Annotated in this window: 19 protein-coding genes; 10 read left to right on the top strand and 9 right to left on the bottom strand. The window is 72.3% G+C overall.

The window, feature by feature from the left end; genetic code table 11:
* Window positions 1–197: 197 nt before the first annotated feature.
* From otsB to AB8O64_RS21345, 3 genes are read right to left on the bottom strand one after another with little or no spacing between them, the layout of a single operon-like run.
* On the bottom strand, window positions 198–1,061 hold the full coding sequence (gene otsB / locus AB8O64_RS21355; protein ID WP_370420707.1) for a trehalose-phosphatase: 864 nt from the start codon (window positions 1,059–1,061) through the stop codon (window positions 198–200).
* 59 nt (window positions 1,062–1,120) lie between these two features.
* On the bottom strand, window positions 1,121–1,402 hold the full coding sequence (locus AB8O64_RS21350; RefSeq protein ID WP_370420706.1) for a DUF3263 domain-containing protein: 282 nt from the start codon (window positions 1,400–1,402) through the stop codon (window positions 1,121–1,123).
* A 10-nt stretch (window positions 1,403–1,412) separates the two neighbouring features.
* A complete protein-coding gene (locus AB8O64_RS21345; RefSeq protein ID WP_370420705.1) occupies window positions 1,413–2,690 on the bottom strand; it encodes an extracellular solute-binding protein in 1,278 nt (425 codons plus the stop codon).
* 184 nt (window positions 2,691–2,874) lie between these two features.
* Between AB8O64_RS21345 and AB8O64_RS21340 the strand changes: the two genes are divergently transcribed.
* From AB8O64_RS21340 to AB8O64_RS21320, 5 genes are all read left to right on the top strand, one after another.
* The gene (locus AB8O64_RS21340; protein WP_370420704.1) at window positions 2,875–3,810 is read left to right on the top strand and encodes an SIS domain-containing protein; all 936 of its coding nucleotides are present in this window, start codon (window positions 2,875–2,877) and stop codon (window positions 3,808–3,810) included.
* A gap of 364 nt (window positions 3,811–4,174) precedes the next feature.
* The gene (locus tag AB8O64_RS21335) at window positions 4,175–5,176 is read left to right on the top strand and encodes an ROK family protein (RefSeq protein ID WP_370420703.1); all 1,002 of its coding nucleotides are present in this window, start codon (window positions 4,175–4,177) and stop codon (window positions 5,174–5,176) included.
* Window positions 5,176–6,330, top strand: a complete 1,155-nt coding sequence (nagA, locus tag AB8O64_RS21330) for an N-acetylglucosamine-6-phosphate deacetylase (RefSeq protein WP_370420701.1) — start codon at window positions 5,176–5,178, stop codon at window positions 6,328–6,330. The genes AB8O64_RS21335 and nagA overlap by 1 nt, the downstream gene beginning before the upstream one ends.
* 182 nt (window positions 6,331–6,512) lie before the next feature.
* The gene (locus tag AB8O64_RS21325; RefSeq protein ID WP_370420699.1) at window positions 6,513–7,433 is read left to right on the top strand and encodes a 1-phosphofructokinase family hexose kinase; all 921 of its coding nucleotides are present in this window, start codon (window positions 6,513–6,515) and stop codon (window positions 7,431–7,433) included.
* A 150-nt stretch (window positions 7,434–7,583) separates the two neighbouring features.
* The gene (locus AB8O64_RS21320; protein WP_370420698.1) at window positions 7,584–8,435 is read left to right on the top strand and encodes a class II fructose-bisphosphate aldolase; all 852 of its coding nucleotides are present in this window, start codon (window positions 7,584–7,586) and stop codon (window positions 8,433–8,435) included.
* An 18-nt stretch (window positions 8,436–8,453) separates the two neighbouring features.
* Here AB8O64_RS21320 and AB8O64_RS21315 read toward each other — a convergent pair whose 3' ends face one another.
* Window positions 8,454–9,398 (bottom strand): carbohydrate-binding protein, encoded by a 945-nt coding sequence (locus tag AB8O64_RS21315; protein ID WP_370420696.1) that lies wholly within the window; start codon window positions 9,396–9,398, stop codon window positions 8,454–8,456.
* Between the two features lie 200 nt (window positions 9,399–9,598).
* Window positions 9,599–11,314 carry a diguanylate cyclase CdgB gene (gene cdgB, locus AB8O64_RS21310; protein WP_370420695.1) on the bottom strand — a complete coding sequence of 572 codons (1,716 nt, stop codon included), beginning with the start codon at window positions 11,312–11,314 and terminating at the stop codon, window positions 9,599–9,601.
* Between the two features lie 288 nt (window positions 11,315–11,602).
* Between cdgB and AB8O64_RS21305 the strand changes: the two genes are divergently transcribed.
* Entirely contained in the window at window positions 11,603–12,157 is a 555-nt protein-coding gene (locus AB8O64_RS21305) for a flavin reductase family protein (RefSeq protein ID WP_356449552.1), read from the top strand.
* 108 nt (window positions 12,158–12,265) lie between these two features.
* On the opposite strand, the gene arfB is transcribed toward AB8O64_RS21305, so the two are convergent.
* A complete protein-coding gene (arfB, locus tag AB8O64_RS21300) occupies window positions 12,266–12,694 on the bottom strand; it encodes an alternative ribosome rescue aminoacyl-tRNA hydrolase ArfB (protein ID WP_356449554.1) in 429 nt (142 codons plus the stop codon).
* Between the two features lie 210 nt (window positions 12,695–12,904).
* On the opposite strand from arfB, the gene AB8O64_RS21295 reads away from it, so the two are divergent.
* Together AB8O64_RS21295 and AB8O64_RS21290 are read left to right on the top strand one after the other, a co-directional pair.
* The gene (locus AB8O64_RS21295) at window positions 12,905–13,480 is read left to right on the top strand and encodes a TerD family protein (protein WP_356449555.1); all 576 of its coding nucleotides are present in this window, start codon (window positions 12,905–12,907) and stop codon (window positions 13,478–13,480) included.
* Window positions 13,481–13,974: 494 nt separating this feature from the next.
* Complete coding sequence (locus tag AB8O64_RS21290) at window positions 13,975–14,181, top strand: hypothetical protein (protein WP_356449557.1); 207 nt, start codon at window positions 13,975–13,977, stop codon at window positions 14,179–14,181.
* A 12-nt stretch (window positions 14,182–14,193) separates the two neighbouring features.
* Here the strand turns inward: AB8O64_RS21290 and AB8O64_RS21285 are convergent, their stop codons facing one another.
* A complete protein-coding gene (locus AB8O64_RS21285; protein ID WP_130879335.1) occupies window positions 14,194–14,502 on the bottom strand; it encodes a hypothetical protein in 309 nt (102 codons plus the stop codon).
* A gap of 142 nt (window positions 14,503–14,644) precedes the next feature.
* The gene (locus AB8O64_RS21280; protein ID WP_370420691.1) at window positions 14,645–14,920 is read right to left on the bottom strand and encodes a type II toxin-antitoxin system Phd/YefM family antitoxin; all 276 of its coding nucleotides are present in this window, start codon (window positions 14,918–14,920) and stop codon (window positions 14,645–14,647) included.
* A 197-nt stretch (window positions 14,921–15,117) separates the two neighbouring features.
* On the opposite strand from AB8O64_RS21280, the gene AB8O64_RS21275 reads away from it, so the two are divergent.
* Together AB8O64_RS21275 and AB8O64_RS21270 are read left to right on the top strand one after the other, a co-directional pair.
* Window positions 15,118–16,023, top strand: a complete 906-nt coding sequence (locus AB8O64_RS21275; protein ID WP_370420690.1) for a hypothetical protein — start codon at window positions 15,118–15,120, stop codon at window positions 16,021–16,023.
* A gap of 114 nt (window positions 16,024–16,137) precedes the next feature.
* Window positions 16,138–16,323 (top strand): antitoxin, encoded by a 186-nt coding sequence (locus AB8O64_RS21270; RefSeq protein WP_365215668.1) that lies wholly within the window; start codon window positions 16,138–16,140, stop codon window positions 16,321–16,323.
* 110 nt (window positions 16,324–16,433) lie between these two features.
* Here the strand turns inward: AB8O64_RS21270 and AB8O64_RS21265 are convergent, their stop codons facing one another.
* Complete coding sequence (locus AB8O64_RS21265) at window positions 16,434–16,982, bottom strand: heme-binding protein (RefSeq protein WP_370423918.1); 549 nt, start codon at window positions 16,980–16,982, stop codon at window positions 16,434–16,436.
* Window positions 16,983–17,023: the final 41 nt, after the last annotated feature.

The following is a 17,023-nucleotide window of genomic DNA, read 5'->3' as shown; positions in this document are numbered from 1 at the left end:
CACCGCTGGGCCGCACTTGTGCTGACCGCCGCTCTCGCCGCCGCGGGCAACGGCCCCGCGCACGCCCTCTCGTCGGCTATACGCCGCTCACCCGCCCGGCTCCCCCGCGGCCTGTCCCTGCGCGTCCGACGACCCGAGGCATCTGCGGCACACGCTCGCCCACAAGCGGCACCGGCGGTGAGCCGGCCCCGGTGGGCTCAGGAAGCCCGGCCGCCCAGGCGGTCCGCGAGGGCGCCGAGCAGCTCCACGACACCGCTCGGGCCGTCGACGACGAGGTCGGCGCGCTCGGCGAGCTCGGCGACCTCCGAGCTGCCGCTGCACACGAGCGTCCCCGGCAGCCCCTCGGTGCGGAGCTTCTCGACCGCCGCGAAGGCCGCGAGGTCACCGAGGTCGTCACCCGCGTAGAGCACGGCGGACGCGTCGACCTCCCGGAGGTACTCGGCGAGGGCGACGCCCTTGTCCATGCCGGGCGGGCGCAGTTCCAGGACCATCCGGCCCGGTTCAAGGATCAGCCCGTTCCGCTCGGCGAGCTCTTCGAGCGGCCCGCGCAGCGCGTCGAAGGCGGCCTGCGGGTCGGGGGCACGGCGGGTGTGGACGGCGATCGCGCGGCCGCCCTTGTTCTCGATGTGCGCGGTCTCGACCCAGGTGCCCCGCCAGCCACCGGAGCGGTCCAGCACCCCGGGCAGCTCCGCCTGCACGGCCGCGACGCCCGGGTGCGGCGCGGGGGCGTGCACGCTGCCGGTGACCGCGTCCCAGCGCTCGGCGCCGTAGTGCCCCAGTACGACGAGGTGCTCCAGGCCGGGCACCCCGGCGAAGCCGCCGTAGCGGACCGCGACCCCGGCCGGGCGGCCGGTGACCACGGCGATGGAGCCGAGGTGGGGGGCGAGCCGGGCGAGGGCGGGCACGGCGCCGGGGTGGGCGCGGGCCTGCTCGGGGTCCGGCACGATGTCGGCGAGCGTGCCGTCGAAGTCGAGCGCGACGACCGCGCGCCCGGGCCGCGCCAGCAGCCCGGCCAGTCCGTCGCGGCCGGCGGGCGTCACGGGATCGGGAAGGGGACCCATAGGACCGACCCTATCGGTGCGACCGCCGCCGGGGTGGTCACTTGTACGGTCCGGGCGCCTTACCGGCGCTCGCGGCGGGCGTCCCGGACGCGGCGCAGCCGGTTGACGGTGACGGGGTCGTGGGCGAGGGCGCGCGGGTCGTCGAGGAGGGCGTTGAGGAGCTGGTAGTAGCGGGTCGGGGTGATCCCCAGCTGCTCCCGCACGGCCCGCTCCTTCGCTCCGGGGCCGGGCCACGTCCGGCGTTCCAGAGCGAGCACGGCACGGTCGCGGTCGGAGAGCCCGCCGCTGTGCGACGCGGGCTCCGCGCCGTCGTCCGGGGCCGGCTCCTCCGGCGGGCTCACGTGCTCCAACCTAACGACCCGCGTTCTCCGTCGCCATGGCCTCGCGCTGGATCTCGCCGAGCACCGCGGCCGGGTCGCCGCCCTTCTGCACGGTCGCGCCGATCTTCTCCTTGATCGACTTGCTGACCTTCGCCCAGGACGTCTTGTCCGCCGGGTAGAACTCGGCGTTCGGCAGCTCCTTCAGGAACGGCCTCAGCTGCTTGTGCTCCTCGTCCTTTGCCATCGCCGCGGACGCGGGCGTGGTCACCGGCAGCAGGTCGTACTGGCTGGTGAAGTCCAGCACGTTCTCCTTGCTGTAGACGAAGTCGAGGAAGGCACCGATCTGATCGCGGTTGCCGTTCTGCTTGAAGCCCATCATCCAGTCGGCGACGCCCATGGTCGCCCTGGCCTTGCCGCTCGACCCGGGCAGCGGGACCATCGTGTACTTGATGCCCTTGGCGTCGGCCTGCTGCATCAGCGTCGGGTGACCGTTGAGCATGCCCACCTCGCCGCGCGTGAACGCGTCGAAGACTTCCTGCCGGTTGGTGCGGGCGGGGTCACCGCCGCCGGTGAGGCCCTTGCCGACGAGCTCGTCGCGCAGCCACTCGAAGGTCTTGATGTTCTCGGGCGAATCGATGGTGTAGGTACCGATGTTGTTGGTGTAGCTGCCGCCGCCGCTGAGCATCCACATCATGGTCTCGGCCGGCGCCTCCTCCGGGCCGAGCGGCAGCCCGTAGGGGATCTTCACCCCCGAGGCCTGGAGCTTCTTCGCGGCGGCCTGGAGCTCGGACCACGTCTCGGGGGCCTTGGCGATGCCGGCCTTGTCGAAGAGCTTCTGGTTGCAGAAGAGCAGGCGCGTGCTGGAGACGAACGGCAGGCCGTACTGCACCCGGTGCACCTCGCCCGCCTTGGCGATCGAGGATATGAAGTCGGCCTGGGTGGGGATGGAGAGCAGCTGCTCGGCGCTGTAGAGCTTGCCGACCGCGGCGAAGTCGGCGTACGCGCCGATCTGGGCCAGGTCGGGGGCCTTGCCGGCCGCGACCAGGTCGGCGACCTTCTTGTCGACCTCGGTCCAGCTGTAGACGCTGACGTCGACCTTGATGCCCTTGTTCTTGGACTCGAACTCGCGGGCCAGGGAATCCCAGTACTTCTTGGAGCTGTTGGTCGGCTTGTCGCCGTAGTCCGCCGCGATCAGCCGGATCTTCTTGTCACCGCCGGTCGCTTCGCTACCGCATGCCGTCAGTGCGGGCGCCAACGCCGCCGTGGCGGCACCTGCCGCCGTCAGACCCAAGAAACGCCGCCGCTGCACTGCTGCTTCCCACCCTTGAGGTTGGTGATTTGTCCGCTGGAGACCGTGAGTCTCTCCCGCTCGCCACCTTACGGTCTACCCGACCGGCGTCTCGCTTCGGTATCACCCTTCCCCCCATGTCACAGGGGGTGCTATCCACGGTGCTGACCGTTACCCGCACGCACCTCGCAAGGAGCACCCGCGCATGGAACAGTCCGCTCGCAGTACCTCCCGCACCGCCGTGGAGATCGCCACCCAGCCCGACTGCTGGCGCCGCGCGGCCGAGGCCGCGGCCGGGGCGCCGGGGCTGCCGCTGCCCGGCGAGCGGGTGGCCGTCACGGGCTGCGGCACGTCCTGGTTCATGGCCCAGGCCTATGCGGCGCTGCGCGAGGCCGCCGGGCAGGGCGAGACGGACGCCTTCGCGTCGTCGGAGTTCCCCGCGGCCCGCGCCTACGACCGCCTCGTGGCGATCACCCGCTCCGGCACCACGACCGAGGTACTGGCCCTGCTGACCGCGCTGCGCGGCCGGACGCCGACGCTGGCGCTGACCGCCGACCCGAAAACGCCCGTGATGGAGGCGGCGGACACGGTGGCGGTGCTGGACTGGGCGGACGAGGAGTCCGTCGTCCAGACCCGCTTCGCGACGACGGCGCTGACCTACCTGCGGGCCGGCCTCGAAGCACACGGCCCGCTGCCGGCCGGGGTGCGCACCGTCGCCGAGGCGACGGCGGACGCGGAGACGGCCGTCGCCGAGCCGCTGCCGCCGGCGGTGCTCGCAGCGGAGCAGTGGACGTTCCTGGGGCGCGGCTGGGCGTACGGGCTGGCGCAGGAGGCGGCCCTGAAGATGCGGGAGGCGGCGTGCGCCTGGACGGAGGCGTACCCGGCGATGGAGTACCGCCACGGCCCGGTCGCGATCACGGCCCCGGGCCGGGTGGCCTGGATCTTCGGCCCCCGCCCGGAGGGCCTGGCGGCCGACATCACCGCGACCGGCGGCACGCTGATAGCGGACGGCTCCCGCCTGGACCCGATGGCGGACCTGATCCGCGCGCAACGCCTGGCGGTAGCGGTGGCCGAGTCCAGCAACCACAACCCCGACCACCCCCGCCACCTCACGCGAAGCGTGATCCTGCCGACGGACTGACGTCTACGGACCGGGTGCCCATCCCTACCCACCCAGGGGCGGAGGCGCCGCAGGCCCACCGGCATGAGGGCCCGGGACGCGCAGGAGGGTCGCGGGGCGTCAAGCGAAGCAGCCCCGCGACCCACCGGAGCGGCACGGGCCCGACCCACACCCAACGCCCGGCGGCGCCGACGGCCCGAACCCCACCACCCGCCGCAGGCGGGAAACGACGCCGCACCGGGGCCGAGGCCCAAACCCCACCAGCCCGCCGCAGGCGAAACGGCGCCGCACCCGGCCACGAACGCGCACCCCGCGACACGCAGGGGCAGCAGCCTGCCGACGAGTGGACTAGACCTTTCACACGCAATCGCGCGAGACTGTTCCCGTGAGACACGTCATCGCGCTCGATGTAGGCGGCACCGGCATGAAGGCCGCCTTGGTCGGACCGGACCACGAGCTTCTGTACGAGGCCAGGCGCCCCACCGGCCGGGACCGGGGGCCGGACGCCGTCGTCGCCGGGATCCTCGACTTCGCCGCCGAGCTGCGCGCCCTCGGGCGGGAGCGGTACGGGCGGCAGGCCGAGGCGGCGGGCGTCGCCGTGCCCGGGATCGTCGACGACGCGAACGGCATCGCCGTCTACGCCGCGAACCTCGGCTGGCGCGACGTCCCCCTGCGCGACCTCTTGAGCGATCGCCTCGGCCACGTCCCGGTCGCCCTCGGCCACGACGTACGGACCGGCGGGCTCGCCGAGGGCCGGATCGGGGCGGGGCGGGGCGCCGACCGGTTCCTGTTCGTGCCGCTCGGCACGGGCATCGCCGGGGCGATCGGCATGGACGGTCGGATCGAGGCCGGGGCCCACGGCTACGCGGGCGAGATCGGGCATATCGTCGTCCGGCCCGGCGGCCCGGTCTGCGGGTGCGGCGGGCGCGGGTGTCTGGAGACCATCGCCTCCGCCTCCGCCGTCAGCCGCGCCTGGGCACAGGCGTCCGGCGACGCGAACGCCGACGCCGCGGACTGCGCGCGGGCCGTCGCTGCCGGGGACGCCACCGCCCGCGCGGTGTGGCAGGAGGCGGTCGACGCGCTCGCCGACGGCCTCGTCACGGGCCTCACCCTGCTGGATCCCCGTACGTTGATCATCGGTGGCGGGCTCGCGGAAGCGGGGGAAACCCTTTTCGCACCGCTGCGCGCGGCCGTCGCCGAGCGGATCACCTTCCAGAGGCTGCCCGGCATCGTCCCCGCGGCGCTCGGGGACACCGCCGGATGCCTGGGCGCCGGCCTGCTCGCCTGGGACCTGCTCACCACCGGAACGGCCGCGAAGCCCCCCGCGCCCCGCCCCACCCCGTCGCCCGAAACCCCGTCCCCCGAATCCACGGAGGTATCCGCCTGATGGTCGAACGAACGGTTCTCACCGGCGCCCGCGTGGTGCTGCCGACCGGCGTGGTCGACAACGGCCGCGTCACGGTCGAGGGTCGGCGCATCGTGGACGACACGGCGCGGGAGGAGCCGTCCGTCGATCTCACCGGTCACTGCATCATCCCCGGCTTCGTGGACGTCCATGTGCACGGCGGCGGTGGCGCGTCGTTCTCGGCCGGGAGCGCCGAGGAGGCGCTCACCGCCATCGCGACGCACCGCGCGCACGGCACGACGACCATGCTCGCCTCGACCGTCACCGGGGACCTGGACGACCTCGCCCGGCAGGCGGCCGTCCTGGCCGAGCTGACCGAGCAGGGCGATCTGGCGGGCATCCACTTCGAGGGCCCGTTCATCTCCCCGCACCGCTGCGGCGCGCACCAGCCGGGGCTGCTGCGCGACCCCGACCCGGCGGACGTGCGCAAGCTGGTCGACGCCGCGCACGGCGCGGCCCGCATGATGACGCTGGCGCCGGAGCTGCCCGGCGGTCTGGACTCCGTGCGGATGCTCGCCGACAGCGGCGTCATCGCGGCGGTGGGGCACACCGACTCCACGTACGGGGCCACGCTGGAGGCCATCGACGCGGGTGCGACGGTCGCCACCCACCTCTTCAACGCGATGCCGGGGCTGCTGCACCGCGAACCCGGCCCGATCGCCGCGCTGCTGGAGGACGAGCGGGTCACCGTCGAGCTGATCAACGACGGCACGCATCTGCACCCCGCCGTGCTGGAGCTGGCCTTCGCCCGGGCGGGCGCGGACCGGGTCGCGTTCATCACCGACGCGATGGGCGCCGCCGGCATGACCGACGGCATGTTCCCGCTCGGCCCGATGCGGGTCGAGGTCAAGGACGGCGTCGCGCGGATCGCCGACGGCCCGACGGCGGGCTCGATCGCGGGGTCGACGCTCACGCTGGACACGGCGTTCAAGCGCGCGGTGACCGTCGACGGGCTGCCCGTCGAGGACGTCGTGCGGGCGCTGTCGGTGAACCCGGCCCGGCTGCTGGGGCTCGCCGACCGGGTCGGCTCGCTGGAGCCCGGCAAGGACGCGGACCTGGTCGTGCTGAACGCTTCGTACGACCTGGTGGGCGTCATGCGCAAGGGCGAATGGCTGATCGATCCCGAAGTGAAGTGATTTGCACCGCCCTTGAAAGGTGGCGGAACAGCGGCGGCGGGTCCCCAGGTCTGGGCCTGCCGCCGCTGTTTTGGCATGATCGCTCGCGCCGGGCGCCCACGAACCCCCGGTACGGACAGCAGGGTTGCCGTCGCACGGTCCGCACGACGTTCCCGCACGACGGCCCCGGGAGGGAGACGCCGGTGATCCTCACCGTCACGCTCAACGCCGCGCTCGATCTGACCTACCGCGTCCCACGGCTGCGTCCGCACACCTCGCACCGCGTCACCCACGCCGCGGAACGCCCGGGCGGCAAGGGGATCAACGTCGCCCGGGTGCTGGCCGCGCTGGGCCACGACACCGTCGTGACGGGCTTCGCGGGCGGCGCGACGGGCGACGCCCTGCGGCGGCACCTCGCGAATGGCTCGGCGAGGATCACCGACGCCCTCGTCACCCTCACCGGCGACACCCGCCGCACCGTCGGCATCGTCGACGAGTCCACCGGCGACTCGACACAGCTCAACGAGCCCGGACCGGACGTCGCCCCCGAGGAGTGGGCCGCGTTCGGTGACGCCTACGGCCGGCTGCTGCGCGACGCCAAGGCCGTCGCGCTGTGCGGGAGCCTGCCGCCGGGCGTGCCGGTGGGGGCGTACGCGCAGCTCGTACGGGCAGCGCGGGCGGCCGGGGTGCCCGTGCTGCTGGACACCGGCGGGGAGCCGCTGCGCCGCGGCATCGCCGCCCGGCCGGACGTGGTCAAGCCCAACGCGGCGGAACTCGCCGCGCTCACCGGCTCCACCGAGCCGCTGCGCGCGGCGCACGACGCCCGCCGCCGCGGCGCCCACGCCGTCGCCGCGTCCCTCGGCCCGGACGGGCTGCTGGCGCTCACCCCGGACGGGGCCTGGCGTGCCGCGCCGCCCCGGCGGCTGACGGGCAATCCGACGGGCGCCGGCGACTCCGCCGTCGCGGGCCTGCTGTCCGGCTGGGCCGAGGGCCTGTCCTGGCCGGACCGTGTCGCCCGCGCGGTGGCCCTGTCGGCCGCGACCGTACGGGCCACGGCTGCGGGCGAGTTCGACCGCGCGACGTACGAGGGTCTGCTGCCACAGGTGAAGGTCACTCCGGCGTGACGGCACGGCGAGCCGGGGCCGGGCGGGCGCGGCCGCCCGTCACCATGGGCCCACGGCGCGGCATCACCCGGCGGATGCCGCCGGCACCGGACCGGCCCCGCCGCCACGCGGGGTCACGAGGGCCGTTACGGCCGGAGGGTTGAGGCAGCCATGCCACTCGTCAGCACCGCCGAACTCGTCACCGGGGCCCGCGCCGCCGCCCGCGCGGTCGCCGCCTTCAACGTCATCACCGTGGAGCACGCGGAAGCCATCGCGGCGGGCGCCGAGGCCGCGGGCACGGGCGCGGTGCTGCAAGTCTCCGAGAACGCGGTGAAGTTCCACGGTGGCGCCCTCGCGCCCATCGCCGCCGCCACGGCCGCCGTCGCCCGTGCCTCGACCGCGCGGCTCTCGCTCCACCTCGACCACGTCGAGGACGTGGCCCTGTTGCACGCCGCGCACGCGCACGGCTTCGGCTCGGTGATGTTCGACGCGTCCAGGCGCGGCTACGGAGAGAACGTCAAGGCGACGGCGGAGGCGGTGCGTTGGGGCCACGAACGCGGCATGTGGGTGGAGGCGGAGCTGGGCCGGGTGGGCGGCAAGGCGGGCGAGCCACCACTGGACGCGCACGCCCCGGGCGTGCGCACCGACCCTGCCGAGGCGGCCGCCTACGTCGGTGACACCGGCGTCGACGCCCTCGCCGTGGCCGTCGGCAGCTCCCACGCGATGACCGAACGCACGGCGACCCTCGACCACGCCCTGATCACCCGGCTCCGGGACGCCGTGCCCGTGCCCCTGGTCCTGCACGGCTCGTCGGGCGTCCCGGATACGGAACTGCGCCGCGCGGTCGCCGCCGGCATGGTGAAGATCAACGTCGGCACGGCCCTGAACACGGCGTTCACGGGCGCGGTCCGGGCCTTCCTCGAAACCCATCCTTCGGCCGTCGACCCGCGCAAGTACCTGGCACCGGCGCGGGAGGCGATGGCCCGGACGGTCGCGGACTTCCTACGGACCGTCAGCGGCTGAGAGCCGCCGACCGTGCCGTCAGCCGTTCTTGGGCGAGATCCACAGCTGGTCGAGGTGCACGTCGCACGAATTGCCGGCCTCGCAGGAGAGCCGGAGAATGTTCGTGCCCTTGTTCAGCTTGACCAGGGACCAGGTGGTCTTCCACCCGTTCTCCCAGTCCTTCGTGCCACCGAAGTTCTTCATGTTGATGGCCCGGGTGTCGGCCTTGCCGTTGGCGGAGATCGTGAGGGCGGCGTCCGTGCCGGGCACGCCGTAGCGCGCGTTCAGCCGGTAGTCGCCCTCCTTCTCGACGTCGACCTTCCACTCGACGCCGGCACCCTGCTTGTTCATCCCGGCGATGTAGAGACCACCGTCGCCCTGCGCACCCGGCACGGTCTTCTCCGTGACGGCGCCGCCGCTGAGCCGCAGGCTCGCCGCGTCCTCCTTGGGCAGCTTGGCGGGCTTGCGCTTCTCCGGCTCGTTCTTCTTCGGCTCGGTGGGCTTGTCGTCCTCTTCCGCCGGGGTCGGCTTGTCCTCGCCGCCGCCGCCGTTCGCGGCGGTGTTCTGCTCTTCCTTCTTCTCGCCCGAGCTGTTGGTGAAGATCGCCACGCCGATGCCGGCCACGACGACCGCGACGACGGCCACGGCGGCGATGAGCGGCCCGCGCCGCTTGGGCCGGGTGCCGCCGCGCCCGCCCGGGGCGGGGTGCTGGGGGGCGCCGCCGGGGAGGGTCTCGGGGGCGGCGTAGTGCGGGGCGGGGCCGGTGCCCGGGGCCTGCTGGCCGTAGGTGACCTGCTGCTGGGGCTGCTGGCCGTACTGGCGCGAGCCGACCGGGCGGACCTGGTTGTACGACGTACGGGGGACGCCGGGCTGGTGCGCCGGCTGACCGCCGTCGGTGCTCCCGTCGCCGCCTTCCGAGCGGTACAGGTAGCCGAACGGGTCGTCGCCCTCCGGCGTGCCCTGGCCGTTATTACCCGCCGTCATCCCCTGTCACTCCCAACATGGTGTTGCCCATCGGCGCCCACCTGCGTACGCGCCTGAACCCGCGGCCGTGGAGGCCGGGGCGGCCCGGCCGGCTACCGCGGGTTCGGATGGCCAAAATTCATGATCGATTCACGGTCGGCGTCGGTGCCGCATCGGCGCAGCCTACCCCGATCGGGGGACAGCACGCCGTGGTCTGGACCTCAGCAGGCGCGCCGCCCGGCCTTCGACCGGGACCGCTTCTCGACGTACATCCGCTGGTCGGCGGAGGCGAGGACTTCCTCGGCGGACATTCCGCACGCGGCCCAGCCGATGCCGAAACTGGCCCCGACCCGAACCGCCCGGCCTTCCACCCTTATGGGCGGAATGATGGCATTACGCAGCCGGACGGCCAGATCCTCCGCGTCCGCCAGCCCCAGCCCGTCGGCGAGGACGACGAACTCGTCGCCGCCGAGACGGGCCACCGTGTCACCGTCGCGCACGCCGTTGCTCAGCCGGCGGGCGACCTCGATCAGCACGGCGTCGCCGGTGTGGTGGCCGAACCGGTCGTTGATCGACTTGAAGCCGTCGAGGTCGCAGAAGAGGACGGCCAGGCCCTTGATGCCGTCGTCGGTCTCCTCGTCGGGCGCGATGGTGTGCACGTGGTGGTCGTAGCCCGTCTCCGGCCCGCCGCGGTACTCGTCGGGGGCGGGCTCGGCGCCGCGCTCCGGCGCGTAGTCCGGGCCGACGTCGGTACCGAAGCCGTGCCCGTAGGCGGCGCTCTCGACCTCGGCGAAGCCGTCGAGACACCCGTACGGCCCGACGGCCGCCGCCGCGTGGGTCTCGCTGCCCGCCGGGCGGTCGCAGAGCCGGCTGCCGAGGCGGGCTCTCAGCTCGGCGCTGTTGGGCAGCCCGGTCAGCGAGTCGTGGCTGGCGCGGTGGGCGAGCTGCAGCTCGTGGCGCTTGCGCTCCTCGATGTCCTCGACGTGGGTGAGCAGGAAGCGCGGCCCGTCGGCGGCGTCGGCCACCACGGAATTGCGCAGCGAGACCCAGACGTAGGTGCCGTCGCGGCGGCCGAGGCGCAGCTCGGCCCGGCCGCCCTCGGCGGAGGTGCGCAGCAGGGTGCCGACGTCCTCGGGGTGCACGAGGTCGGAGAAGGAGTAGCGGCGCATCTGCGAGGCGGACCGGCCGAGCAGCCGGCACAGGGCGTCGTTGGTGCGGTGCAGCCGGCCGTGCTGGTCGCCGCCCATCTCGGCGATGGCCATGCCGCTGGGGGCGTACTCGAAGGCCTGGCGGAAGCTTTCCTCACTGGCGCGGAGCGCCTGCTGTTCGCGTTCCAGTCTGACCAGGGCGCGCTGCATGTTTGCGCGTAGACGAGCGTTACTGATCGCAATCGCGGCTTGGAAGGCATACATCTGGAGCGCTTCGCGCCCCCATGCGCCGGGGCGGCGACCGTTGCGCGGTTTGTCGACCGAGATGACCCCAAGCAGCTCGCCGCCCGAGGCCCCCGCGGTGTACATCGGGGCGAAGAGGCGGTCCATGGGGTGCCACTCGTCGGCGAAGCGCGGGGCGGGTCCGGTGGTGTGCCACTGCGGGACGTCGTCGTCGTCGAGGACCCAGCCCTCGGTGTACGGGATGAAGCGCAGATCGCCCCACTGGTCGCCCATCGCGAGCCGGCGCTCCCAGGACACCCGCGAGCCGACCCGGCCCGCCATCAGGGCCTCCGCTCCGGCGCTGCCCGCGACGGCGGCCACCACGAGGTCCCCGTCGGGGCGTACGAGATTGACGGCCGAGAGCTCGTAGCCGAGCCCGGCGATGATGCCGTCCGCCACGGTCTGCAACGTGTCCGCGAGGCTGCGCGCGGTGTTCAGATCAGCGACCACTTGATGCAACTGCCTCAAGGTCGCCAGGCGGACATACGGCTCCGACTCGGTCTCCATAGCTCGCTCTCCCCCGAGACCCCGACAGCAACTCCAGGCTTCTTGTCGTCCGCTTACCCCGGCCACTGAATCACAGCGAGCTGACCACTCGGTACACAGGGTCAACAATAACCGCCCTCTGTGACCCATGTCACAGAGGGCGATGAAGTCCTACTACTGGCGTTCGAAGGCGTTCTTATGCTTCCTGAACGCAAATACGGAACCCTCACGACCTAGGACCCCCGATCGGCGCGGACTGGTTCCCCGGTCCGATGCGGCACGGCCGAGAGGACGACTAGCGTGCGGAGCGTGTTGCAGACGACTACGGCCCTCGAGACCGCCATAGCCCATCCTGATGGGGTGAGCGCCGACGAATTCCGTGCCGCCCTCGCCCGCCTCGCCGCCGGCGTGGTGCTGGTGACCGCGCACGACCCGGAGGACGGCCCACGCGGCGAGGACGTCGGCATGACGGCGACGGCCTTCCTGTCCGTCTCCCTCGACCCGCCGCTGGTCATGGTGAGCGTCCGCAACGGCTCCCGGATGGACGACCTGCTGGCGGAGCAGCCGCTGTGGGCGGTGTCCGTACTCGCCGAGAGCCAGCGGCACGTCGCGGGACGTTTCGCCATGAAGGGGCGCATCAGCGACCGGCTGCTCTTCGAGGACATCGCGTACACGCGCGGGGAAGCCTCGGGCGCGCCGCTGGTCGGGGGCGCGCTGGCGGTGCTGGAGTGCCGGACCGAGCAGCGGGTCGTGGCCGGGGACCACACGCTGGTCATCGGCCGGGTGCTGACGGCCGCGGCCCCGACCTCGGCGGAGGCCGGGCCGCTGACGTACTTCCGGGGCCGGTACCGGACGCTGGCCTGAACTGGACGCCGGCCTGAACGGACGCCGGCCCGGACCGGGCCGTGGCCTGAACCGGACACCGACCGGGACCGGACACCGGCCCGGACCGGCCCCCGCCCGGCGCGGCGCTCAGGACCAGTCGCGTCCGGAGCGGCCGCGCTTGGTGTCGCCCCGCTGCTTCTTGTTCCGCAGTCGGCGCTCGTTGATGCCGCGCGGGATCTTCGTCGCGCGCCGGGGCCGGGGCGGCGGCGCGGTCGCCTCGGCCAGCAGCGCGGCGAGCCGCACGGCGGCCGTCTCACGGTTGCGCCACTGCGAGCGGTGCTCCGAGGCCCGCACCGTGACGACCCCGCCGACCAGCCGACTCTCCAGCCGGGCCAGCGCCCGCTCCTTCCACACCGGCGGCAGCGCCTCGGTGCGGGCGAGGTCGAACCTCAGCTCGACCTGGCTGTCGCTGGTGTTGACGTGCTGGCCCCCCGGGCCGGAGGAGCGCGAGAAACGCCACATCAGCTCGGCCTCCGGCAGGGAGACCGAACCGCGGATGACGTGTGGACCGGACATGACACCCATGATCCCGTGCCGGGGCCGGGTGCGTCACCTCGTTTTGCGCCCGCCCTCACGACACCCGCATCAGGAATTGGCAAAGAAAGTAAAGAGGGCTGGAACCCTTCGGTCCCCTCCTCGCGTTATCCGGGGTGACGGTAGCTTCGTGCGCGGACCTTCGTTCGTACCTCACGAGGCCCGACGAATCGATAGAAAGGGACCTTTCCCATGGCTGTAAGCCTGTCCAAGGGCGGCAACGTCTCCCTCACCAAGGAGGCCCCGGGCCTGACGGCCGTCACGGTCGGCCTCGGCTGGGACGTCCGCACCACCACCGGCACGGACTTCGACCTCGACGCGAGCGCCATCGCGGTGAACCCGACGGGCAAGGTCTACTCCGACGCCCACTTCGTGTTCTTCAACAACAAGTCCACCCCGGACCAGTCCATCGTGCACACCGGTGACAACACCACCGGCGTGGGCGAGGGCGACGACGAGCAGATCAACGTCAACCTGGCGGCCCTGCCGGCCGACGTCGAGAAGATCGTCTTCCCGGTCTCCATCTACGACGCCGAGTCCCGCAGCCAGAACTTCGGCCAGGTGCGCAACGCCTACATCCGCATCCTCAACCAGGCCGGCGGCGCCGAGGTGGCCCGCTACGACCTGAGCGAGGACGCGGCCACCGAGACCGCCATGGTCTTCGGCGAGCTCTACCGCAACGGCGCGGAGTGGAAGTTCCGCGCGGTCGGCCAGGGCTACGCCTCGGGCCTCGCGGGCATCGCCTCGGACTTCGGCGTCAACGTCTGACATCGCCCTAGCGCGCGGCCGCCGAGCGGCTGAACCCAGGGCCTGACCGGCGGATCTTCGTGGATCAGCGAGCGGCGCGCACCTCCCAGCGCTAGCCGGTGGGGCGTGCGCCCGCAAGACCGAGGATCGCCCTCGTACCGGTCGCACTCGGGTCACTTTCGGCAACGCGGCGAGCGTCGTGCCGGGTGTCGGGAGTCCTCGAAGGTCCGCCGGACAGGCCCGGGAGAGGGTCACCCACCGTGGGTGACCCTCTCTTCATACCCCTTCGCGGCCGTGTCCCCACCGCGCCCCCGGGTGCGTCCATCCGGCGCATTTCCTCTATTGCCGTGCGCCGCCCGGCCCGTACCATCGAGAGCCGCCGGGGGGGCGCGGAACGCCCGACTGTTCATGGGTGAACGGCCACTACCGGTGTCGGCAACCGGCTGACATCATCGCTCGGGAGACGCACATGACCTGTCCCGCATGTGAATCTGCAGACATGAGGCAACTCAACAATGGAAACTGGCAGTGCGGAAACTGCGGCGCAGTCACGTCTGGATAGAGCGGCGTGGGATGCGCTGGACCCCGAGACACGGGAACGGCTGGCGGCGTTCATGTCGCCCGAGGAGTTCACGGTGACGGCCGGCAGCGCGGAGTCCGCCGAGAGCTTCCAGCGCTTCATGGACACCCTGGACCGGGCCGAGCGGCACACGATCCTCTAGCGCCGGGGGCGGCTACTGCCGCAGGACGAGCGACAGCACCTCGGAACCGATGCGCGCGCTGTCCAGAAAACGTTCCACCACGACGGGCTCGTCCTTGAGCCGCATACGGCCGGTGATGCACTCCGCGGCCGTCGCCTTGCGGAAGACGATGACGTAGTTCCACGCCTGCTCGTCGCCGTACGAGGGCTCTTCGTCCTGACCGGACCTCAGCGCCTCGGTGAGCTTCGCCCGGTGCTCCTTCAGCAACCCACGGCGCCAGTAGTAGCAGGGCGGCGGCTTGCCGCCCTCGTCCTCGTCCTCCGGATCCGGTGGGATCGTCAACCCGTGCTGAATGACGTCAAACAGGCTTTCTACGAGCACTCGGCCGCAACCATAGAGATCCTCGCAGGCATTGATGCTGAGTAAGTAGGGTCGCTGCACCGCTCTTTTATAGCGCAGCGCCCCGCACGCCTCAGGCGTACTCTCAAGGCGTCAATCCCAGGTGACGGCGGGCGGTATCCGGATCCAGCAAGGTCTGATTGCCGTCGTCATCGGGCAACGGCGCACGTCCGGCGATGCTTTGGATCGCCGCGTCGATGGTGACGTCCTCCAGTGGGGCGATCGCGGCGAGGAACTTGCCGTGCCGAGTGATGAGCGCAGGCTGACCCGATTGGCAGATCTCCTGGACCACCTGGGACGTCCGCTGCGACAGCTCACGCATCGTGACGATCCGAGCCTCACTCAAGCTGACCTTGGTCATATGTCTCTCCTCATGCCTCGGGTGCGCCCGCCCCAGTGTGCCGCAACTTGTCCATCAAGATGTAGTACATCTGTGGAGCGAAGATGCTGCAAGTTGGATACCCGCCAAAGGGTGGGCACATCCTCGAACTGCGCCAGAACACCTTCCCCGTACGGTAATTGAGCCTGTTGAACACTGCGCTGGAGAGAAGAGGCCAGGTGTCGCTGCCCCAGGGCACACCCCCTGTCACAGAGACCACGCCCGACCGCGGTACCTCGATCCGCGAGGCCGCCCGCTGGCTGACCACGGCGTTCGCCGCCGTCGGTACGGTGCTCGTGGCCGGGCTGCAGCTGGGGTCGCTGGGCGGGCTGGGCACCGAGGAACCCTGGCGGCTGCCGCTGGCACTGGGAGCCGTGTTCGTCGCCCTCCTCGGCACCGGCTGGATGATCGTGCGAGCCGCTCATGTGCTGATCACACCCGACCTGACCTGGACCGACATCTTCGTCAACCACGAGATACCCGCGATCAGACGCCGCGGCAGCACACAGCCGCTGCTGGCCGCCGGCCGCAGCCACCTCTCCTACGACGCGCTGCTGCAACTGCTCAAGGAGGCCAGCTCCACCGAGGCCGTGCCCTTCGAGGGCACCGCCGACATCCGCCGGAAGCTGGAGAGCGCCCGCGCGCGGGCGGCGCACACCCCGACGGACACCGAGGCCCAGGAGCAGGTCGCCGCCCTGGAACACGCCGTCACTCTCTGTCTCACTCGGGCCAACGCCTGGCAGTCCCAGCAGCTCTACCGCGCCCTGATCCGCACACTGCTGCGCACCGGCGTCCTCACCGCGGCCTGCCTCGTCGTCTACGCCTGGGCGGCCAACCCGCCGCCGGAGAAGTCGCCGCAGGTCAAGCAGCCCGTACCGGTGGAGATCCATCTGCGAGCCACCGCGGACAAGCTGCCCGGCACGGAACTGGGCAAGCAGTGCCACCGCCGCACGATCACCGGTGTCGCCGTCGGCGGGCGGCTCGACGAGCCCGTGGTCGCCGTCCCCGCCACCGAGGACTGCGCGGCCGCCCGGTTCACGGTCACCCCCGAGCTGGGCGTGGCGGTGCCCGTCAGGAAACCCTGAGCCGGGGCTTCCGCACGCCGCCCGAGGGCCTCCGCGCGCCCTCCCCCGCGGATGCGGGCCGGGCCGAATGCGGAGATGCTGAGGTACGTCAGACATCCCACGAGGAGGACCACCATGTCCATGCTCGACAAGCTCAAAGGTCTGATCAAGGGGCACCCGGACCAGGCACGCCAAGGCGTCGAGAAGGCCGGTGACGCGTTCGACGCCAGGACGCAGAACAAGTACCAGAGCCAGACGGACACGGCCCAGCAGAAGCTCAATGATCAGCTGGGCAACCGGCCGACCGACGAACCGAAGTAGCCGGCGTCACCGGAGCCGGTCGATCTCACCGAACAGCCCGAGGTCCGCGCCGCTCTCCGCGATCAGCGCACGGGCGGCGGCGACCGGCTGCCGCCCGTAGCCGCGGCGGATCAGCCCAGTGCGGCGACGCCCGCCTGGGCGAACTTCTCGTCCAGGTCACCGCTCGGTGCCCCCGCGACTCCGATGCCCGCGACCGGCGCGCCCTGTGCCTGCACCGGGGCGCCGCCCGGCAGGAACAGCGTGCCGGGGATGTCCTTGAGGTTCGGCGCGCTCTGGAGCCGCTTGACCAGCTCCGAGGTGGGCGCGTTCCACGACACCGCGGTGAAGCCCTTGCGCACGGCGGACTCGTACGACTGCGGGCCCGCGCCGTCGCCCCGCAGCGTGACGAGCGTATTGCCGTTGCGGTCGATGACGGCGACCGAGACCTTCTGCCCCTCCTTCTGCGCGGCGGCGAGCGCGCCCTGCGCGGCCTCGGTGGCGGCGGCCAGTGACAGGTGCGTCGACTGGTTGAGGCTCTTGCCGGCGACAGCGCGCACCGGGGTCTGCTGCCCGGCGGCGGGCGAAGCGGTCGCGGAAACGGCACCGAACGCACCGGCCGCGACGGCGGCGGCAGCCGCGGCGCCGGTGAGTACGCGGGCCCGCTTGGACAGGGTGGGGATCTGCATCATGCGCTCCTCGTGAGATGAACCGTGCCTTCATC

The sequence above is a fragment of the Streptomyces sp. QH1-20 genome (assembly GCF_041283565.1).
GTDB lineage: Bacteria > Actinomycetota > Actinomycetes > Streptomycetales > Streptomycetaceae > Streptomyces > Streptomyces syringius.
The sequence above is the reverse complement of the archived record's forward strand: the minus strand, read 5'-3'. Positions and strand labels throughout refer to the sequence as shown.

Excerpts from the sequence above, each read along its gene's own strand:
- otsB (WP_370420707.1), bottom strand. The coding sequence starts at position 1,061 with ATGGGTCCCCTTCCCGATCCCGTGACGCCCGCCGGCCGCGACGGACTG.
- AB8O64_RS21340 (WP_370420704.1), top strand. The coding sequence starts at position 2,875 with ATGGAACAGTCCGCTCGCAGTACCTCCCGCACCGCCGTGGAGATCGCC.
- nagA (WP_370420701.1), top strand. The coding sequence starts at position 5,176 with ATGGTCGAACGAACGGTTCTCACCGGCGCCCGCGTGGTGCTGCCGACC.
- AB8O64_RS21320 (WP_370420698.1), top strand. The coding sequence starts at position 7,584 with ATGCCACTCGTCAGCACCGCCGAACTCGTCACCGGGGCCCGCGCCGCC.
- AB8O64_RS21315 (WP_370420696.1), bottom strand. The coding sequence starts at position 9,398 with ATGACGGCGGGTAATAACGGCCAGGGCACGCCGGAGGGCGACGACCCG.
- cdgB (WP_370420695.1), bottom strand. The coding sequence starts at position 11,314 with ATGGAGACCGAGTCGGAGCCGTATGTCCGCCTGGCGACCTTGAGGCAG.
- arfB (WP_356449554.1), bottom strand. The coding sequence starts at position 12,694 with ATGTCCGGTCCACACGTCATCCGCGGTTCGGTCTCCCTGCCGGAGGCC.
- AB8O64_RS21295 (WP_356449555.1), top strand. The coding sequence starts at position 12,905 with ATGGCTGTAAGCCTGTCCAAGGGCGGCAACGTCTCCCTCACCAAGGAG.
- AB8O64_RS21290 (WP_356449557.1), top strand. The coding sequence starts at position 13,975 with ATGGAAACTGGCAGTGCGGAAACTGCGGCGCAGTCACGTCTGGATAGA.
- AB8O64_RS21280 (WP_370420691.1), bottom strand. The coding sequence starts at position 14,920 with ATGACCAAGGTCAGCTTGAGTGAGGCTCGGATCGTCACGATGCGTGAG.
- AB8O64_RS21270 (WP_365215668.1), top strand. The coding sequence starts at position 16,138 with ATGTCCATGCTCGACAAGCTCAAAGGTCTGATCAAGGGGCACCCGGAC.